Source organism: Comamonas composti DSM 21721 (assembly GCF_000429845.1).
Classification (GTDB): Bacteria; Pseudomonadota; Gammaproteobacteria; order Burkholderiales; family Burkholderiaceae_C; genus Comamonas; species Comamonas composti.
Genome location: NZ_AUCQ01000015.1, coordinates 22,710 through 39,130 on the forward strand (window position 1 = coordinate 22,710; position 16,421 = coordinate 39,130).

General features: G+C 61.5%; 21 protein-coding genes and 1 tRNA gene. 3 read left to right on the plus strand and 19 right to left on the minus strand.

Annotated features, from left to right (window positions below):
• Positions 1–29 precede the first annotated feature (29 nt).
• From G486_RS23995 to G486_RS24005, 11 genes are all read right to left on the minus strand, one after another.
• A complete protein-coding gene (locus G486_RS23995; protein ID WP_027015524.1) occupies positions 30–1,271 on the minus strand; it encodes a type II secretion system protein GspD in 1,242 nt (413 codons plus the stop codon).
• 122 nt (positions 1,272–1,393) lie between these two features.
• On the minus strand, positions 1,394–2,461 hold the full coding sequence (locus G486_RS0110670) for a zonular occludens toxin domain-containing protein (protein ID WP_027015525.1): 1,068 nt from the start codon (positions 2,459–2,461) through the stop codon (positions 1,394–1,396).
• 3 nt (positions 2,462–2,464) lie between these two features.
• Positions 2,465–2,752, minus strand: coding sequence for a DUF2523 family protein (locus tag G486_RS0110675; protein WP_027015526.1), 288 nt, complete (start codon positions 2,750–2,752; stop codon positions 2,465–2,467).
• A gap of 11 nt (positions 2,753–2,763) precedes the next feature.
• On the minus strand, positions 2,764–4,125 hold the full coding sequence (locus G486_RS0110680) for a hypothetical protein (protein WP_027015527.1): 1,362 nt from the start codon (positions 4,123–4,125) through the stop codon (positions 2,764–2,766).
• A gap of 133 nt (positions 4,126–4,258) precedes the next feature.
• A complete protein-coding gene (locus G486_RS0110685) occupies positions 4,259–4,495 on the minus strand; it encodes a hypothetical protein (protein WP_034387320.1) in 237 nt (78 codons plus the stop codon).
• A gap of 55 nt (positions 4,496–4,550) precedes the next feature.
• Positions 4,551–4,808: a hypothetical protein gene (locus tag G486_RS0110690; protein ID WP_027015529.1), complete on the minus strand. Its 258-nt coding sequence runs from the start codon at positions 4,806–4,808 to the stop codon at positions 4,551–4,553.
• A complete protein-coding gene (locus G486_RS0110695; RefSeq protein ID WP_027015530.1) occupies positions 4,805–5,023 on the minus strand; it encodes a hypothetical protein in 219 nt (72 codons plus the stop codon). The genes G486_RS0110690 and G486_RS0110695 overlap by 4 nt, the downstream gene beginning before the upstream one ends.
• Position 5,024: 1 nt before the next feature.
• On the minus strand, positions 5,025–5,336 hold the full coding sequence (locus tag G486_RS0110700) for a hypothetical protein (RefSeq protein WP_027015531.1): 312 nt from the start codon (positions 5,334–5,336) through the stop codon (positions 5,025–5,027).
• Positions 5,337–5,357: 21 nt separating this feature from the next.
• Positions 5,358–6,446 carry a replication initiation factor domain-containing protein gene (locus G486_RS0110705; protein ID WP_027015532.1) on the minus strand — a complete coding sequence of 363 codons (1,089 nt, stop codon included), beginning with the start codon at positions 6,444–6,446 and terminating at the stop codon, positions 5,358–5,360.
• A 139-nt stretch (positions 6,447–6,585) separates the two neighbouring features.
• The gene (locus tag G486_RS24000) at positions 6,586–6,732 is read right to left on the minus strand and encodes a hypothetical protein (RefSeq protein WP_156919997.1); all 147 of its coding nucleotides are present in this window, start codon (positions 6,730–6,732) and stop codon (positions 6,586–6,588) included.
• Complete coding sequence (locus tag G486_RS24005; protein ID WP_156919999.1) at positions 6,729–6,992, minus strand: hypothetical protein; 264 nt, start codon at positions 6,990–6,992, stop codon at positions 6,729–6,731. The genes G486_RS24000 and G486_RS24005 overlap by 4 nt, the downstream gene beginning before the upstream one ends.
• A gap of 103 nt (positions 6,993–7,095) precedes the next feature.
• Between G486_RS24005 and G486_RS22080 the strand changes: the two genes are divergently transcribed.
• Positions 7,096–7,515, plus strand: a complete 420-nt coding sequence (locus G486_RS22080) for a hypothetical protein (RefSeq protein ID WP_034387324.1) — start codon at positions 7,096–7,098, stop codon at positions 7,513–7,515.
• Positions 7,496–8,431 carry a phage integrase gene (locus G486_RS22085; RefSeq protein WP_211233780.1) on the plus strand — a complete coding sequence of 312 codons (936 nt, stop codon included), beginning with the start codon at positions 7,496–7,498 and terminating at the stop codon, positions 8,429–8,431. Before G486_RS22080 ends, G486_RS22085 begins: the two co-directional genes overlap by 20 nt.
• A gap of 123 nt (positions 8,432–8,554) precedes the next feature.
• On the opposite strand, the gene G486_RS0110730 is transcribed toward G486_RS22085, so the two are convergent.
• From G486_RS0110730 to tolB, 5 genes are all read right to left on the minus strand, one after another.
• Positions 8,555–8,630: transfer RNA gene (locus G486_RS0110730), tRNA-Lys, on the minus strand.
• A gap of 42 nt (positions 8,631–8,672) precedes the next feature.
• Complete coding sequence (locus G486_RS22090; protein ID WP_034387326.1) at positions 8,673–9,521, minus strand: tRNA threonylcarbamoyladenosine dehydratase; 849 nt, start codon at positions 9,519–9,521, stop codon at positions 8,673–8,675.
• Positions 9,521–10,288 carry a tol-pal system protein YbgF gene (ybgF, locus tag G486_RS0110740; RefSeq protein ID WP_027015533.1) on the minus strand — a complete coding sequence of 256 codons (768 nt, stop codon included), beginning with the start codon at positions 10,286–10,288 and terminating at the stop codon, positions 9,521–9,523. The genes G486_RS22090 and ybgF overlap by 1 nt, the downstream gene beginning before the upstream one ends.
• Before the next feature lie 17 nt (positions 10,289–10,305).
• Positions 10,306–10,842, minus strand: a complete 537-nt coding sequence (gene pal, locus G486_RS0110745; protein ID WP_027015534.1) for a peptidoglycan-associated lipoprotein Pal — start codon at positions 10,840–10,842, stop codon at positions 10,306–10,308.
• Positions 10,843–10,907: 65 nt separating this feature from the next.
• Complete coding sequence (gene tolB, locus G486_RS0110750; RefSeq protein ID WP_027015535.1) at positions 10,908–12,161, minus strand: Tol-Pal system beta propeller repeat protein TolB; 1,254 nt, start codon at positions 12,159–12,161, stop codon at positions 10,908–10,910.
• A gap of 258 nt (positions 12,162–12,419) precedes the next feature.
• Here tolB and msbA point away from each other — a divergent pair, with 258 nt between their 5' ends.
• Positions 12,420–14,267, plus strand: coding sequence for a lipid A export permease/ATP-binding protein MsbA (gene msbA / locus G486_RS0110755; RefSeq protein WP_027015536.1), 1,848 nt, complete (start codon positions 12,420–12,422; stop codon positions 14,265–14,267).
• Between the two features lie 160 nt (positions 14,268–14,427).
• Here msbA and G486_RS0110760 read toward each other — a convergent pair whose 3' ends face one another.
• The 3 genes from G486_RS0110760 to G486_RS0110770 all read right to left on the minus strand — a co-directional run bounded on the left by G486_RS0110760 (position 14,428) and on the right by G486_RS0110770 (position 16,380).
• Positions 14,428–15,153 (minus strand): ankyrin repeat domain-containing protein, encoded by a 726-nt coding sequence (locus G486_RS0110760; protein WP_027015537.1) that lies wholly within the window; start codon positions 15,151–15,153, stop codon positions 14,428–14,430.
• A complete protein-coding gene (locus tag G486_RS0110765) occupies positions 15,150–15,956 on the minus strand; it encodes a TatD family hydrolase (protein WP_027015538.1) in 807 nt (268 codons plus the stop codon). The genes G486_RS0110760 and G486_RS0110765 overlap by 4 nt, the downstream gene beginning before the upstream one ends.
• A 64-nt stretch (positions 15,957–16,020) precedes the next feature.
• Positions 16,021–16,380 carry a PilZ domain-containing protein gene (locus G486_RS0110770; RefSeq protein ID WP_027015539.1) on the minus strand — a complete coding sequence of 120 codons (360 nt, stop codon included), beginning with the start codon at positions 16,378–16,380 and terminating at the stop codon, positions 16,021–16,023.
• Positions 16,381–16,421: the final 41 nt, after the last annotated feature.

Below are 16,421 nucleotides of genomic sequence, written 5' to 3' on the forward strand. Positions count from 1 at the left end.
GGTCATGACCAAATTCCCTACCTAGCCGGCTACTTCACACGCTGCGCCTGCAGCACAAGCAAGACCTCGGCACCGGTGGACTCATGACCTCTGGTGTGCAAGAAGCTGGGCAAAAACGAAAGCCCATCGCGGCTGCTGAAGGTCTTGTCTTCTGCCAAGCCTCCCAAGACGATCACATCGCCATCCTGCAGGCCTACCGTGGTCTTCAGTTCTCGCTTGGTCAGCGTCGGGCTGTTGTTCACGCCGGTAGTGGTCTTGATGAAATCCGAAAGTTGCTGACTGATCGCCATTTCGATCACTGCATCGCGCACCGTGGGCCTGATGTCGAAGATCACGCCTGAGCTGCGGTATTCGACCGATTGCACGGCCTGGCCAGCACCTTGCGGGAACGACAGCGCACCCAGCACCGGCACGTCCTGGCCGACCGAGAACACACCACGCGCGCCAGACTGGATGCGCAAGGATGGCGATGAAATCACCTTGAAACGGCTATCCGTCTCCAGCATGGAGTACACGGCATCGAGCGCGGTGTTCTTGAGCTGAATGAAGTTGCCAAGATTGCCCACGGCCGAACCGATACCCAGATTGAGTTTGCCGCCCAAGAGGTTTGCCAGAAGCCCAAAAGCCGAGCCAGTTTTGTCGGTGCGACTGACCTCGTAGAACACACCGCGCACCAGCACCTCGCCAGTTGCCACATCGATCTGGGGCAACAGTTCCTGCAACTTGTCTATCTCGGGCTGAGTGCCCGAGAACAGCAGCACGTCGGCATCCTGGTCGATCAGCGCGGCGGCCGAGCCGCTGGGCACATTCCCCTCCGGCATGGACTGGCCCGAAGCACGAATACTGCGATTGACCGAGAACGCACCTTTGAACAGCGGGGCCAGCACGCGCGCCAGATAGGCCACGTCACGGTACTGAGGACGGTAGAGGTGCAGCCGTGTTTCCGGTGGTGGTGCTTCTTCCGCCTTGCGCTTGCGCACAAAGTCCACGCCGCCCTTGCGCTCCGCGGTGTAGCCCAGACTTTCCAGAAAACCACTCACAAAGGTCTGCAGATCACCTTGCCCGTGCTTGTAGCGGAAGGACACCAATCGGGTGTCGCCCAGCACCTCGGGATCAAGCACATAGGGCGTGCTCATGACCTCGCCATAGAGCAGCTGCAGCACCTCGGACACATTCGCGCCCTGCAGATCGAAGCTGGCAGCCATAGGCGCAGCCTGTGCCACCTGGGTCAGCACTGCCGCCAAACACGCAGCCGCAAGGTATTGATGCATGCGCTTTGCTGCACCCTGCAGACCTCGCGTAGTAATAGTAGTAATGGCACTACTACTATTACTACTAACGCCCCCTGAATGGTGACAGCTCACCAACCTGGCCAGGCTCAGTTTGTCGCCAATCATTCCTGCCCCCTTCGACTTGAAGGAGCGCTACCGCTCCAAGCTGTCACTCTCTGCCCGTCTACCTCGCCGACCATCACCGCGCCGGTGTTCACGAAGGCCGATGGATGCTCTAGGCGAATGCGCCCGCCTTGGCTTTCGATAACCACGAAGTGCTTGCCCTGGGCCTGGAATGTGCCAACCAGGCGCCAGGTGCTGGAAACTTGGGGGCCATCTGGTTGCGCTGAATTTGTCTTGGGAATGCTGCCCGGAGCAGCCTGCGGAAGCGCTGAAACTGTCTTGCCGGGTTCGCTTTTTCCATCTCCCGCCTTGGCCCGCGTGCCATTGAAAAATCCCAGGATGGTGTAAACGCCCCAGCCGAACAGCACTACCACGCCCACGGCCAGCAACCACAGCTTGGGATTGCGCAGCACGTTCTGACGGCTGTCCACCTGCAGCTCTTTACCCGTGCCTCCGGTGTAGCTGCTGTACAGCGGAAATATCTCGGTGTCGTAGCGCTTGTTCTCGACCGACACCCGCCCTTTGGCCGTGAGCTTGTAGCCTTCCCACATCTCGACGCGGTAGGTCTTTTGCCAGCCCAATGTCTTGATCTTGGTGGTGCGAAATGTGACCTCGACTACCACGCGCAATGTGCGGTGCAGGTCGGTGATGTCCTGCACCATCAACACCAGGTCACAGCAGACCTTGGTATCGGGATGCACAAAGTGCCGATGCTCGCGGAAGAACACCTTATGCTCGGGCAGTAGCTTGCAGTCGGTGCCCCAGAAGCGCCAAGCCTCGTCAATGCAGATGATGTCGCCAGGCTGGCAGAAGGTATCCACGTCCTGGCCATGCGGCAAAAAGCTGGCCTTGGGCACATCGTCATTGGTGCAATGCACGACCTCGCCAAGCTGTTCCATAGGCACGCTGAATTTGTCTTGGCAGTAGGCCCGAATCGCATCGCCGTCGATGCCATCCACATTGGTGACCACGCGACGCCCTGCTTTGACGGCAGGGACGATCACCGAGGACACGCATTCATAGGATTTTCCCGAGCCCATCAGGCCGCTGTAGGTGTTGATGGGCATGGCTTATCCAATCACCGGCATGCGACGGATGATGAAGCGTGTGGCGTAGGCCGACACCAGGGCCGAGATGCCCATGGGCAGCTGGAATGCATCGAGAAAGAACCAAGTGCCCGCCGTGATGCCAGACAACGTGCTGTTGATAGAGCTGGCATTGGGCAGCAAGGCGGCGATGAAGCCCACGAACTCGCTGGTGATGAAGTACAGCGCGAAGAACAGCGCGAACTTGACCAGCAGCGAACGAAATACCCAGGCCAGAATGGAATTCAGGGCGGAAAGCAGGATGCCAAACATGGTTCACTCCCTCACGCCGACAGCACGATGAACAAGGCCATCGCGGCCCAGGCAAAGGCCATTGCGAGCTGCAGCACCTGTTTGTTGTCTTCGATCAGCTTGCAATGTGCATCCAGCACATGGGTGCCGTATAGATCGATGGTGGGTCGTGGACAGACACCAGCTTGGCCGCTGGCCTGGAACCCTCGAAGGTCGGGTGCGAGCTGCAGGATGGGATTGGCGATCTGCTGGGCCGTGGGGATAGCTTCGAGAGTGGGAGCACCAATACCAGGATCTGGGCCCAGATTCGCCTCGGGGTTTGCGGCTGCAGGGTTGGTGGTGCCGGTGTTGGGCACAACAGGCTTGATTACGGGTGCTTTGGAGTCCAAAGGGATCGCCCAAGGGTTGGGATTCGTGGGTGATACCGGGTTGGGGGTGACGAAGTCCTGAACCTTCGGTGCGATCTCTGGATTGGCGTTCACCCAGGGTTGCACATCGGCTTCGGTCACCGGCTTTGACACTGGATACGGTACGCCGTCATAGCCGGGCTGGCTGGCCGCAGACTGCCATGCACGATCTGCCAGAGCGGCAATGATCCGGGGATTCAAATCCTTGCCCAGCTCCCCGCTAGGAAGCGCATTGACCGCCTGCTGTGGTGTTTGGCCGATAACGGTAGGCACCCCAGCTGGGGCAAGAAATCCGTAGGGGGAGCAGTTGCCAGCCACCCAGAACGTACCCTTTGGACATGCCCCTGGAGGCCCTTCAGGGTTGAGTGTGGCGATGGAGTTGCCGCAGATGGCGGATTGCCCACCAGCAGCAAGCGTGCATGCAGGCGTGTTCGGTGTAAGTCCGTTGACCGCGCGATAGCTGGCCTCGGCTTCACGCGCAACCGCAAAGCCGTCGCCGCCCCAGATGAATTCGGTGGTGGAGCGCGTAACCCACTGCTTCGAACGCCACGCGGGCACACCGGGAGAGATGCCACCAGATGGGTCTTTCTCTGATTCCAGCCCGGACTGGTCGATTTTCCCATCCGAGCGAAACAGCCAGTTCACCACCGCGTTGACGGCCACTCCAACAGCATATGAGATGACAGCACCGATACCGATCGCCACTGCACCAGAGATCCAGCCTGGAGCGGTGACAGTGCCAACGGTAATGACGGCCGCACTGCCCGCGATGCCCTGCAGGGCTGGAGACATTCGTGCGATGGTGTTGGCGACTCTTGGATCGTTGGCTGCAAACCCACGATTCGCCATGACGTTACCCATAGTGCCGGAGATGGCGCGATTGACATTCTCTGGTTGTGGCTTGGGCAGGGCCTGCGGCCATGCATACATGGGCATGGCAAGCAGTACACAGATTTTAAGAAGGAGCCAGCGCTTGAAGATCGTCATTCTAGGCCCTTGATAAGTGCCCAGGCACAGACGATGCCCCAGGCAAAAATAAACAGATACCAAAGTGATGTCATGTGAGGGACCAATTCAAGCGGGGTGATCAGGCCCGCCCGAATCGCTTTAGATCGCGGGCTTAGCCGCCACGAATCCAACGCAGCGCCATCTTGGCGGCCGTCATGGTCGCGTAGATGGCCGCCAGCACACCGGCCACAGCCAACACAGCGGTGACCACATCCGAGGCCTTGAAAGCGCCCGTGATGGGCGTCAGGTCGATACCAGTGCCTTCTGCGGCAGCTGCACCACTGGCGAGCACCAGGGCGGTCGTTACTGCCGCTGCAATGGCGGTCTTGGGGTTGAATTGCTTCTTCATATGAAGTCCTCTCTTGGGTTGGTTTGAGCGGGAACCGCCCGCTCGACGGTGAGCTTCATCCATGACGGATGAGCCGCAAAACTTCGCCGACTCCCCGGCCGACCAGGAAGAACAGCACGACGACACCGAAGCCCATGCCGAAGGCTTGGGCCACGTCGCCGGGGTTGAGTTGGGGAATCGCACTGCCGAGCTGCTGGAGCGCTTGCAGATCGATGGCCACCTCTTTGCGATAGGCATCCGGGCATTGGCTGGGCGTGGTGCCCGCCGCGATGCCGTGCGACGTTTCGCAATAGAGGACGTAGACTTGGCTCACTGCACAAACTCTTCGCAGCTCAGCGGTTGATAAAGCTGGATCAGCGAGGCACGGCCATCGAAATGATCGACAGCGGCATGCACAGCTGCTTCACGGGTTTCAAAGGGCACCGCGTTCACCAGCAGGCTCTGGGTCACGACACCGCCCTCGCCATCCGGCGCAAGAAAGGCACCGTCATCAATGGACTGGACATACCAGCAAGGGCGGCAGTCCATGTCAGGCTCCCTTGGCTGGCTTGGTCATTTCCAGCGGGCGCAAGCTGACGATCTGGGTCTTTTGCGTCTTGCCGTTGGTGACGATTTCCAGCTCGGCTTCGCAGTCGATGGGAAACGGCAGGTGCTTGTACTTGTGGTATTCGTCGCTGGTGCCGAAGTTGTATTCGGCGGTGGCAAAGCCTTTGCCCATGCCTTTGCTATCGTCCAGCGCGGTCTGCACGTAGATCTTGGTGCTGTCGTAGGACTGGCCGCTTTCCAGCTGCCCCTTGCTGCCCTTGATGCCTTGCACGGTGATGCGGGATGTGAACTTCATGGTGTTTCCTTGATTCCGGCGTTAAGCAGCCGCCAACCCGGCCGGTTCGGGAGGCGTTGAAGAAAAGCGATGCAGGGATTTACGAATGCCTGCACGCATGGCCTCGGGCGAGAGGCCGTGCAGGGACTTCGGCAACGGGCGGTAAGCTTGGTCTTCGGCAATGTCCATCAGCCAATCGAAACCAGCGGCCAGGGAGATGTGCACCAGCGAGGGCGCAACCGTGCGCTCGAACCAGCGGACTGTGCGTTCCACGCTGGCCTCAGCCACCTTCTGCAGCGTGGGAATACGCAGAGGCTCGACGTTTTCCAGAATGCGAGCAGTGAAGCCGTAGGCACCGGCAAAGAAAGATGCCGGGCGGATCAGTGTTTCCAGAGGGATGACCCGGTTGGCACTGCGGAGCTCGATTTCGGCACGCCACCAGGGATCGTCCAGCAGCTTGAACTGGTGGCCTTTGTCGTAGCCGCGGAACATCTTTCCGCTGTCTCGCTTGCCGACATAGAAGGTCGAGGCAAAGCCTTTTTTGCTACCGGCATCATCGAACGATGGCTTGCGCCCACGGTAGGAAAATTCGTCGTTCTGGTAGGCCTCATAGGCCGCATCGAATCCGTACTTGCCGTCGAAAAAATCTCGGGCCAGGTCGATGCGAGTGACCTTGCCTTGCAAGGGCAGGAAGAAGTCATAAAGCCGCTGCTCCCAGCCTGCTTGCCCGAAGGTGCAGCCTTCGCCCTTCACGGTGAAGCAGAAGGTGCCGCGCTGACTGACACCACCACCGCTGACGCTGGCGACCTCTTTGCCGTGCTCGTTGATGATGGTGTACGAATGCTCGTAGTAGTCCCGGCCTGGCCGGGCTTCACCGGGCAAGAAACCCAGGAGCTTGGCGAAATGCACCGCCAGGTCTTGCACGATCTCGCCGTCGAGCTGCAGACCATCCACGATCAGCTCACCCTTGCTGGGAATCTGGGCGGCAAACAGGGCTTCGCGCTGCACGGTGCAGCGGAAGTAGTCCACGATGACACCGGCATCGGCATGTGCGGCACGCTCGGCACAAAGAAGCTTGACCTTCTTGCCTTCGAGCACCAGGCGCTCGTCCGTCTGGTAGCTCACTTTCATTTGTTCATCCCCGTGTTACTCGAGGGGGATACGCGGCGCGAAGCGCCCCGGCGGCTGTCCTCGCTGCGCTGCGGGCAGGCGCCGGAGCGCTCCGTGTTGGCGATCGCCGCCGCTTCCATGCTGGTGAACGTGACGCCACTCATGCGACCACCTCACATCCCGCACCGATCAGCTTCGCAGCGATTTTTCGGGCTTCCATGAGGTAGGCGTCATCGCCATGCAGCTCATGTGCACGACGCACGATGTAAAGAAGGCGGGCACCGCCACTCATGCCAAAGAAGTTCATAGCGCGAACTCCGCGGCGCGCTCGGCAGCCAAAAGACGGACAGCCTCGACATTGATGAACACCCGTTTACCGATGGTGATTTGAGGCCAGTAGCCGCGTTCTGCCTGGGCCACGAGAACCCCGACAGGCAAACCGATGACCTGAGCAAATGCTTGTCGTGTCATCAACGGGCTGTACGCAGTGTGCGAAAGCGAAGAGACGTGCTGCCCTGCTGCTACAGCGCCTTGATTGCCAACCCGATCTTGTTCATCAACAGTCATGCCACCTCCAAAACATACCATTTTTTGGTACGTTTTGATTGTGACATCGATTCGTACCAAATTCAAGTACGATTCATAAAATCAGCAACGGATCAAAAAACCCATGACAGACTTCAATGACATCCGTGAACGGGTCATCTGGGTCGTAAACCACTCAGTGGGAACAACTCACAAGTACCCCTACCTGGAGGAGCGCACCGGGATCAGCGCTCGCAAATGGAAGAACCTCTGCAACCGGGTCCAACAACCCAGCGTCGAAATGATCGCGGCCCTAGCTCGTGAGTTCAGGCCCAAGTACCTAGAGTGGATGGTGATGGGCGAGGTTGTGAGCAGCGCTCAAGTTGATCCCTCGGAAGAGGAACACTTCGGCGGCTCATTCGCACACCCTGAACTCCGAGGAGAAGAACGCCAACCCTTGGCCACACCCTCTCCGACGGAAATTGCGGAAGCGGAAAACGCGGTCAACGCCACATTTGCCTCGCCCCCAGCACGCAAAACACGCCGTGGCACTCAAAAAGACTGAATCCGGCTGGCTCGCAGATAGTCAGCCAGGTGGCCGTGGATCAAAGCGCTTCCGCAAGACGTTCAAAACGCAGGCCGAGGCCAAGGCATGGGAGGCTTGGCTAAAGACCCAGGTCAACCAAGATGCCAAGTGGCAACCTGAGAAAAGAGACACACGCAAGCTCAGTGAGTTGATTGACCTTTGGCATACCCATCATGGGGTCAGCCTCAAAGCCGGCACCGACACCTACAACCGGCTCAAGCTCGCTTGCGCAGCCATGGGTGATCCCATAGCCGACCGGTTCACGGTCAACACCTTCACGGCATATCGCACCGAGCGGCTCGCGGCCGGCATCGCCCCCAACAGCGTCAACCGTGAACACGCCTATCTGCGCTCCGTATTCAACGAGCTGCGAAGACTCGGGCAGTGGAACAAGCCCAACCCCCTTGCCGAACTGCGCCAGTTCAAGGTACAGGAGTCCGAGCTGTCATACCTGGCAGCAGACCAGATCCATGAGCTTTTATCTGAGCTGCAAAAGGGCAAGAACCGCCACGCAGCGATGGTAGCCAGGGTCTGCTTGGCAACCGGTGCGCGCTGGAGCGAAGCAGAAAGCCTGGAAGCCCGCCACCTGCGCAACGACCAGATTCAGTTTGCGGGCACCAAGTCTGGGAAGGTGCGCGCCATCCCTATCGAACCCGAGTTGGCACAGCAGCTTCGATCACACCACCTCAAAGCAGAGACAGGCCAGCGCCTTTTTGCGCCCTGCTACGCGGCATTTCGTGATGCGGTCGGGCGCTCAGGCCTTGAGCTGCAAGATGGGCAGCTCACACATGTGCTGCGACACACGTTCGCATCGCACTTCATGATGAATGGCGGCAACATCCTGGTGCTCCAGCGCAGCCTGGGCCATGCCAATCTGACCATGACGATGCGCTAAGCCCACCTGGCCCCAGACCACCTGCAAGAGGTGGTCAAGCTCAACCCGTTGTCTGCGTTGACACTTGGTTGACACCTGAAACGAAAAAAGGACTTAGGCGTTAACCTAAGTCCTTGAATTCTTTGGTGGGTCCTACGAGATTCGAACTCGTGACCAACGGATTAAAAGTCCGCTGCTCTACCGGCTGAGCTAAAGACCCGAACCTGCCAAACAAAAAATAACTCTCTCGTTTAGCGAAGACTCATATTCTAGCATCAAATCCTTGGTGCTTTGAAGAGCTGCTGATTTTTTCCAGGACCCAGCCAGCCGCGCATTGGCCGAAGCTGGCGGTCACGGCAACCACAGAGCCGTAGCCATGGCAGTTGAGGCTGCCATCTCCCTCCAGCGCGCACGAAGCATGCGGGGGAGCCACGGCTTCGCGGCTGAAGACGCAGCTCACGCCAATGTTCTTACCCTCTCTGGGCGCACCATGCTCGCGGCGTAGGCGATAGCGCAGCTGGGCCAGCAAGGGGTCATGGGTGGTGGCACTTAAATCGTCTATATCGATCTTGTGCGCCAGGCGTTTGCCTCCGGCTGCGCCCACGCTGATGAAGCATTGGCGCCTGGCACGGGCATGGGCTGCCATCACGGTCTTGGCCTTTATCTGATCACAGGCATCAATGACGGCATGCGCATCGCTAGGCAGCAATTGCAACCAGTTGTCGGGGGTCACGAAATCGTCAACGCATTGCACCACGCAAGCCGGATTGATCTCAGCGATGCGATCACGCATGGCCTCGATCTTGGCCTGGCCAACGGTGCTTGTGAGGGCATGGATCTGGCGGTTGATGTTGGACTCGGCCACGTGGTCCATGTCGATCAGCGTGAGTTTGGCCACGCCGCTGCGCGCCAGGGCTTCTGCGGCCCAGGAGCCGACCCCGCCTATACCGACCACAACGATATGGGAAGAGCGTATGCGGGCTGCGCCTTCCACTCCATAGAGTCGCTGCAGGCCGCCAAAGCGGCGCTGCAGATCGGCCTCAGAAAAAACAGCGCCCGAATCGGGCGCTGTGCTCTGGCCGGCGGATGCCGGTGATTGTGCGTCGCTCATCACTTGAGAGTGGCCAGCCTGTTCTTGGCTGCGCCAGCAGCTTCCGAATTGGGATAGTTCCTGACCAAGTCCTCCAGGGTCTTGCGAGCCCCTTTGTTGTCCTTGAGCTCGATCTGGCAGTTGGCTATCGACAGCGCTGCCTCAGGCGCACGCCCGTGCAAAGGCGTGGCATTGAGCAGGCTGCGGAAGTTGGCAATGGCCTCCTTGTAGTTGCGCGTGGCGTACTGCGCATTGCCCAGCCAGAAGCGCGCCGAGGAGGCGTAGCCGCTCTTGGGCCATTGACCCAGAAAGGTCGTGAAGGCCGAGCTTGCTTCCGGATACTTGCCACTGCGAAACACCGCCAGGGCCGCCTCGAAGTCGCGCTTTTCCGTAGGGTCGGCGACAAACTCCTGGCCATCGACGTTCACGCTCATGGGCTCGAACTGGCGCAGGCGCTCGTCCATGCCCTTGGCTATGTCACGCTGATTGCGCTGCAACTCGGAGGTGTCGCGCAGCAGTTGCTCGTTCTGTCCACGCAGCTTGGCCTGGTCGGCTTTGAGTTGCTCGATCTGCGACTGCAACTCCAGCAGGCTGCGGCGCATCTGCGCATTGTCCTCGCCCATGCGCTGCTGGCTTTGCTGCATGCCATCGAGGCGCTGGCGCATTTCTATGATGGCGCGGCGCGCCTCGTCATCACCGAACAAGGCATAGCTGCTGCTGGCAAAGCCGCCAAGCATGACGGCCAGCAACAGGGCTCGCGGCGAAAGCGGAAAACGACTCGGATTCAACAAGGCGCGCCCCATGCTCAGCGGTAAGACAGTTCAGCGCGGCGGTTCTGCGCAAACGCGTCTTCGGTATTGCCTTCAACCGCCGGCTTTTCCTTGCCATAGCTCACGGCTTCCATTTGCGACTCCTGCACGCCCAGCAGGCCCAGGGCGCGGCGCACGGCTTCGGCGCGCTTTTGGCCCAGTGCCAGGTTGTATTCGCGGCCGCCACGCTCGTCGGTATGGCCTTCGATCTGGACCTTGCGCGATTGCGAGGCCTTCAGAAAGCGCGCATGGGCCTCGACCTGTGCCTGGGCATCGGCGCGTATGGCGTAGCTGTCAAAGTCGAAGTAGACGATGCGACTCACGCCTTGGGGGCCGTCCTTGTCCGAAGCAGAGGCCGACAGGTCCACGCCCGACACGCCGCTTTGCGAGGTGCTGCCGCTCCCTGCGCCCTGGCCCGTGCTTGCGGCACCTGCATCGGTGACAGGAGTTTCGTCGAGCTTGACGCCGGAGCTGCAGCCGGCAATCAGGGCCGTGATGGCAATAGCCAGGGAGAGACGCTTGAATAAGATCATGAAAGACTCCGTAAGTCCGGATAAGAAATCGTTGATTGTCCGAAGAACCAGTAGCGAGACCGAGATCAGGGTTTTTGAAAAGGCCCCCAATCGGGTTCACGCAGATCACCACCCTGCCCTGCAAGCCTGGCCTTGATCTTGCCATCCAGTGTCGTCGTCATCAAAGCCTCGCGGCCTTGTTGCACGGTTGCGTAGACGATGAGACGGCTGTTGGGTGCAAAGCTCGGGCTTTCATCGGACGTGGTGTCGGTGATTGCCGTGACCGTGCCGGTGGCCAGATCCTGCACATGCAGTTTGTAGCCTCCGCCAACGCGCGAGATGTAGGCCAGCCACTTGCCGTCCGGGCTGATGCTGGGCGAGATGTTGTAGTTGCCGGTGAAGGTCACGCGCTCGGCACTGCCGCCCGAAGCCGCGACCTTGTAGATCTGGGGCGCACCGCCACGGTCGCTGACGAAGTAGATCGTGCGGCCGTCGCTGGAGAACTCGGGCTCGGTATCGATGCCGCTGCTTTGCATCAGGCGACGCGGTTCGCCGCCTTCGGCGTTGATCAGGTACAGCTGCGAGCCGCCGTCACGGCTCAGCGTCACGGCCAGACTCTTGCCATCGGGCGACCAGGCCGGCGCGCTGTTCGAGCCGCGGAAGTTCGCCACCAGGCGGCGGCGGCCGCTGGCCACGTCGTGCACGTAGACCACGGGCTTGCGCGACTCGAAGGACACATAGGCCAGTTGCTTGCCCGTGGGCGACCAGGCCGGCGAGATGATGGGCTCGGGGCTGGACAGCGCCGACTGTGCGTTCTCCCCATCGGCATCCGCGACCCAGAGACGGTAGTTGCTGCCGGCCTTGGTCACGTAGGCAATGCGGGTGGAGAAGATGCCCTTCTCGCCCGTGAGCTTTTCATAGATGAAATCGGAGATGCGGTGGGCCACGAGGCGCAGATCACCCACGGTGACCGCAAAGCCCTGGCCGCCCAGATCCTGGCCGCGCACCACGTCCCAGAGCCGAAAGCGCACATCGAAGCGCCCGTCGGGCAGGCGCGTGACGCTGCCCGAAACCAGCGCATCGGCATTCTTCTGGCGCCACAGGGCCACATCGGGGCGCGAGGTCTCGTCGAGCTGCGCGCCTGCCGTATCCACGCCACGGAACTGTCCGCTGCGCTCAAGGTCGGCCTGGATGATGGCGGAGATTTTCTGGGGAGACTGGGCTTCGCCCTTGAACTGGGCAATGGCAATCGGCAACTGCGTCAGGCCCACGCCCGTGACTTCAACACGGAACTGCGCAAGAGCGGGAAGCGCCGGGCTGGAGGCCAGCGCCATCAGCATGGCCCTGCGCGAGGCAAGGGGTTTGGCCGCAGTGGAAACAGAAAATGCTCGTCGATTAATAGTCATTGGCAGTCATCAATATCTCCGGGAAGACCCGGTGCCTACACAGAGGCGAATGTTACACACACTAGATGATTCACAATGTAAGAACCCGTACTTTAAGCCCCGCGAGTGACTTTCACCCATGCGCCGGGCATTCCCGGACTTTGGTCCGGCACGGCCCGAGCAAGGCCCTGCCCCCTCTAGAATCCTCGCCTCATGCAAGAACCATCTCCTACTCCGTCATCGGCCACAACCGGCGTGGGCAAGCCCTCCTCGTCCTCCCAGGGACCTGCGGACCTGCCGTTGTCGCAAAGGCTTAGACGCATTGCGCCGTACTTCAGCGGACAGCACCTGGCCTGGTCTCTGGCGGTGGCTGCCACCTTGGTGGGAGCGGCAACCGAGGTCTTGATCCCGGCTCTGTTGCAGCCTCTTTTGGACAACGGATTTACAGAAGGTTCCCTGCCGCTGTGGACCGTTCCCGTGGCCATCATAGGGATATTTCTGGTTCGCGGCCTGGCCCAGTTTCTCGGGCAATACGCGCTTGCACATATCGCCAACGAAGGCATGCTGGCCCTGCGCCAGCGGCTGTTCGAGCGCCTGCTGGCGGCCGACATGGCCTTGTTTTCGCGCCAGTCGGCCTCGTCCCTGTCGAACACCGTGGTCTATGAGGTGCAGACCGGCTCCACGCTGCTGGTCCAGGCCATGCTGGGGATCTCGCGTGACGGCTTCACGCTGGTCGGCCTCTTGATTTACCTGCTGTACCTGAACTGGCAGCTGACGCTGATCGTGGCCGTCATGGTACCGGGCGTGGGCTGGATCATGAAGACGCTGTCCAAGCGCCTGTACCGCATCACCAAATCCAGCCAGGAAGCCACGGACGAGCTCGCCTATGTGGTGGAGGAGAACTTTCTCGCTCACCGCATGGTGCGCCTGCATGGCGCCCAGCAAGGCCAGTTGCAGCGCTTTGGCGCGCTGGGCCACAGGCTGCGGCGCCTGGCCATCAAGGCCACGATTTCCTCGGCCGCGATGACGCCTCTGACCCAGTTGCTGGCCGCCGCCGCCCTGTCGGCCGTGATCTGCATTGCGCTGTGGCAAAGCCGGGGCACGGCCTCCATCAGCAGCATGCATGAAGTCACCGTGGGCAGCTTTGCGGCCTTCATCTCGGCCATGCTGATGCTCATCGCGCCGATTCGCCGCATGGCCGATGTGGCCAACCCGATCACGCGCGGCGTGGCTGCGCTGGAGCGCGGCCTGTATCTGCTTGAAGACTCGGGAAACGAGGTCGGTGGCCAGCTCGTGCCCGAGCGGGTCGAAGGTGCCATCGAGCTGCGCGATGTGAGCGTGCAGTTCGGCGAGGACAAGGCCCCGGCCCTGTCCCATGTCAGCCTGCAGGTGCGTCCTGGCGAGGTCGTGGCCCTGGTCGGCCCCTCGGGCGCGGGCAAGACCACGCTGGTCAATCTGCTGCCGCGCTTCATCGCACCCAGTCAGGGCGGCTTGCTGCTGGACGGCGTGGCCCTGGCCGACTGGGATCTGGCGGCGCTGCGCCGGCAGTTCGCCATGGTCAGCCAGGATGTGGTCATGTTCAACGACAGCATTGCGGCCAATGTGGCCCTGGGCAGCGAAGAGGACGAAGGCAAGCTCTGGGCGGCCCTGGAGGCCGCGAACCTCGCCGAGCATGTGCGCGCCCTGCCCGAGGGCCTGCAAAGCAGGGTCGGCCACAATGCGGCCCAGCTCTCGGGCGGCCAGCGCCAGCGCCTGGCGATTGCGCGCGCGCTCTACAAGAATGCGCCGATCCTGATCCTCGACGAGGCCACCTCGGCCCTGGACAACGAGTCCGAGCGCCTGGTACAGCAGGCGCTCAACCGCCTCATGCAGGGCCGCACCACGCTGGTCATTGCCCACAGGCTGTCGACCATCGAGCATGCGGACCGCGTGATCGTCATGGAGCGCGGCCGCATCGCCGAGCAAGGCACGCACCAGCAGCTGCTGGCCATGGACGGCCTGTACGCGCGGCTGCATACCCAGAACCGCGCAGGCGGCGCCCCGGCTCAGTCCAAGGCATGAGAGCAGAATAAAAAGTGAGCTGCTAGCGCTTGCCACACCTTGATTTCAAGACAGAATCCACTTGAAACCTAGGTGTGGCAAGCGCTAGCAGCTCCTTTATTTGATAGTTTTCAAATCCTCAAGCTGGCCGACACAATGGCGCGCACGCGCCTGCTGCCCGCTACCAGCCGCCGCGCGAAGGCTGGGTGCGGCGCTCGGTCTGCAGTGCGCCCGACAGGCGCTTGACCATGTACTGGCGATCCACGAGCCGCGCAAAGTCCACGGCCGTCAGCCCGCGCTGGTTGCGCAGCACAATGTCCGCGCCCTCCTTGAGCAGCAGGTCCACCACGGCCTCGCTGCTGTACTGCGCGGCCAGCATCAAGGGCGTGGTGCCATTGGGCGAGGCCGCATCGATGTAGGCATGCTCGTCGATCAGCAATTGCACGATGGCCAGGGTCTCGGGCCGGTCGGCCGAGACCGCATAGTGCAGCGGCGCCCAGCCCTCCTGGTTCACATCGGCGCCGCGCTTGATGAGCTCCTGCGCCAGCTTCAAATGCCCCTTGATGCAGGCCATCATGAGCGGCGTCTCGCCCTGGCGGGACGCGAGGTTGAGGTCAATCCCCGGCGACTTGAGCAGCACGTCGAACACGTTCAGCGCGTCCTGGTGCAAGGCCGCCACCAGGCCCGGGCGGCCGCGCGTGTCGCGCGTATTGGGGTCGAAGCCGCGAAAGATCAGGTTGACCATGGTTCTCTGGTTGTCGCTGATGATGGCGCGGTTGAAGTCGTCGTAATCGCCGGCCCAGACCCCGCCCGCGCCTGCTGCGGCTGCAACCATGCCGGCCCGCCCCGCCAGGGCCAGCCAGCGGCGGCGGTTCAAAAGCGCGGGTGAGGACGGCCTCAGGCTCATGCGAGCACTCCCTTGAACAGCTGATCGAAGTTGCGGCTCGTGACCTCGGCCACCTCCTCCACGCGCATGCCGCGCACCTCGGCGATCTGGCGCGCCACAAAGGGCACATAGGCCGGGCTGTTGATCTTGCCGCGATAGGGCACGGGCGCGAGGTAGGGGCTGTCGGTCTCTATGAGCAGGCGCTCCAGCGGCACAAAGGCCGCCACGTCGCGCAGATCCTGGGCGTTCTTGAAGGTGACGATGCCCGACATGGAGATGTAGTAGCCCAGGTCCAGCGCCGCGCGCGCGACCTCCATGGTCTCGGTAAAGCAGTGGAACACGCCCCCGGCCTGACCTGGCGAGCCGTCCTCGCCCTCCTCGCGCAAGATGCCCAGGGTGTCGGCGCTGGCGCTGCGCGTATGGATGACCAGGGGCTTTTGCACTTCGCGCGCCGCGCGTATGTGCACGCGAAAGCGCTGACGCTGCCATTCGAGATCGGCGATCGAGCGCCCGCCCTTGCGGTCCTGCATGCCGTAGTAGTCGAGCCCGGTCTCGCCAATGGCGACCACGCGCGGCAGGCCCGCGCGCTGTACCAGATCGGCCACCTCGGGCTCGGTCATGTGCTCGGTGTCCGGGTGCACGCCCACCGTGGCCCAGAAGTTGTCATGGGCCAGTGCCAGGCCGTGCACGGCTTCGAACTCCTCCATGGTCGTGCAAATGCACAGCGCGCGTGTGACCTCGGCCTCGGCCATGGCCGCGCGAATCTCAGGCAGGCGGCTTTGCAGCTCGGGAAAGTTCAGATGACAGTGGGAATCGGTAAACATGAAAAGCAATCAAAAGCCCTGCGCGCCAGGGCCGGAGCGCATGAGGCTGCAGCAGGGCCGGATGTCAGACGGTCTGGGTGGGCTTTTCCGAGCCCAGGGCCGTACCCAGGATCTGCTCTATCTTGACCTTGAGCTGCACGGACTTCTCGTCCTTGGGAAAGCGCACGCCAATGCCTTGCACGCGATTGCCCGAAGCGCGCGCCGGCGTGACCCAGGCCACGCGGCCGGCCACGGGGTAGCGCTGGGGATCGTCAGGCAGGGTCAGCAGCACGTAGACATCATCGCCGAGCTGGTAGTCACGCTGGCTGGGAACAAAGATCCCCCCTTCGGCGAACAAAGGAATATAGGCCGCGTACAGCGCAGCCTTTTCCTTGATCGCCAGTTGCATGACGCTGGGACGGGGTGTGGCAGGTGTTTTTTCCATGGCAGGCTCAGGACATGAGAGTGGGGCAGGCGCGGCCCGGG

Coding starts and splice junctions, on each gene's coding strand:
- G486_RS0110705 (WP_027015532.1), bottom strand. CDS start 6,446: ATGAAAGTGAGCTACCAGACGGACGAGCGCCTGGTGCTCGAAGGCAAG.
- G486_RS22080 (WP_034387324.1), top strand. CDS start 7,096: ATGACAGACTTCAATGACATCCGTGAACGGGTCATCTGGGTCGTAAAC.
- pal (WP_027015534.1), bottom strand. CDS start 10,842: ATGATCTTATTCAAGCGTCTCTCCCTGGCTATTGCCATCACGGCCCTG.
- G486_RS0110695 (WP_027015530.1), bottom strand. CDS start 5,023: ATGGACTGCCGCCCTTGCTGGTATGTCCAGTCCATTGATGACGGTGCC.
- G486_RS0110675 (WP_027015526.1), bottom strand. CDS start 2,752: ATGTTTGGCATCCTGCTTTCCGCCCTGAATTCCATTCTGGCCTGGGTA.
- G486_RS0110685 (WP_034387320.1), bottom strand. CDS start 4,495: ATGAAGAAGCAATTCAACCCCAAGACCGCCATTGCAGCGGCAGTAACG.
- msbA (WP_027015536.1), top strand. CDS start 12,420: ATGCAAGAACCATCTCCTACTCCGTCATCGGCCACAACCGGCGTGGGC.
- G486_RS0110765 (WP_027015538.1), bottom strand. CDS start 15,956: ATGTTTACCGATTCCCACTGTCATCTGAACTTTCCCGAGCTGCAAAGC.
- G486_RS0110770 (WP_027015539.1), bottom strand. CDS start 16,380: ATGGAAAAAACACCTGCCACACCCCGTCCCAGCGTCATGCAACTGGCG.
- G486_RS22090 (WP_034387326.1), bottom strand. CDS start 9,521: ATGAGCGACGCACAATCACCGGCATCCGCCGGCCAGAGCACAGCGCCC.
- G486_RS0110760 (WP_027015537.1), bottom strand. CDS start 15,153: ATGAGCCTGAGGCCGTCCTCACCCGCGCTTTTGAACCGCCGCCGCTGG.
- tolB (WP_027015535.1), bottom strand. CDS start 12,161: ATGCTGATGGCGCTGGCCTCCAGCCCGGCGCTTCCCGCTCTTGCGCAG.
- G486_RS24000 (WP_156919997.1), bottom strand. CDS start 6,732: ATGAACTTCTTTGGCATGAGTGGCGGTGCCCGCCTTCTTTACATCGTG.
- G486_RS23995 (WP_027015524.1), bottom strand. CDS start 1,271: ATGCATCAATACCTTGCGGCTGCGTGTTTGGCGGCAGTGCTGACCCAG.
- G486_RS0110670 (WP_027015525.1), bottom strand. CDS start 2,461: ATGCCCATCAACACCTACAGCGGCCTGATGGGCTCGGGAAAATCCTAT.
- G486_RS24005 (WP_156919999.1), bottom strand. CDS start 6,992: ATGACTGTTGATGAACAAGATCGGGTTGGCAATCAAGGCGCTGTAGCA.
- G486_RS0110700 (WP_027015531.1), bottom strand. CDS start 5,336: ATGAAGTTCACATCCCGCATCACCGTGCAAGGCATCAAGGGCAGCAAG.
- G486_RS0110680 (WP_027015527.1), bottom strand. CDS start 4,125: ATGACGATCTTCAAGCGCTGGCTCCTTCTTAAAATCTGTGTACTGCTT.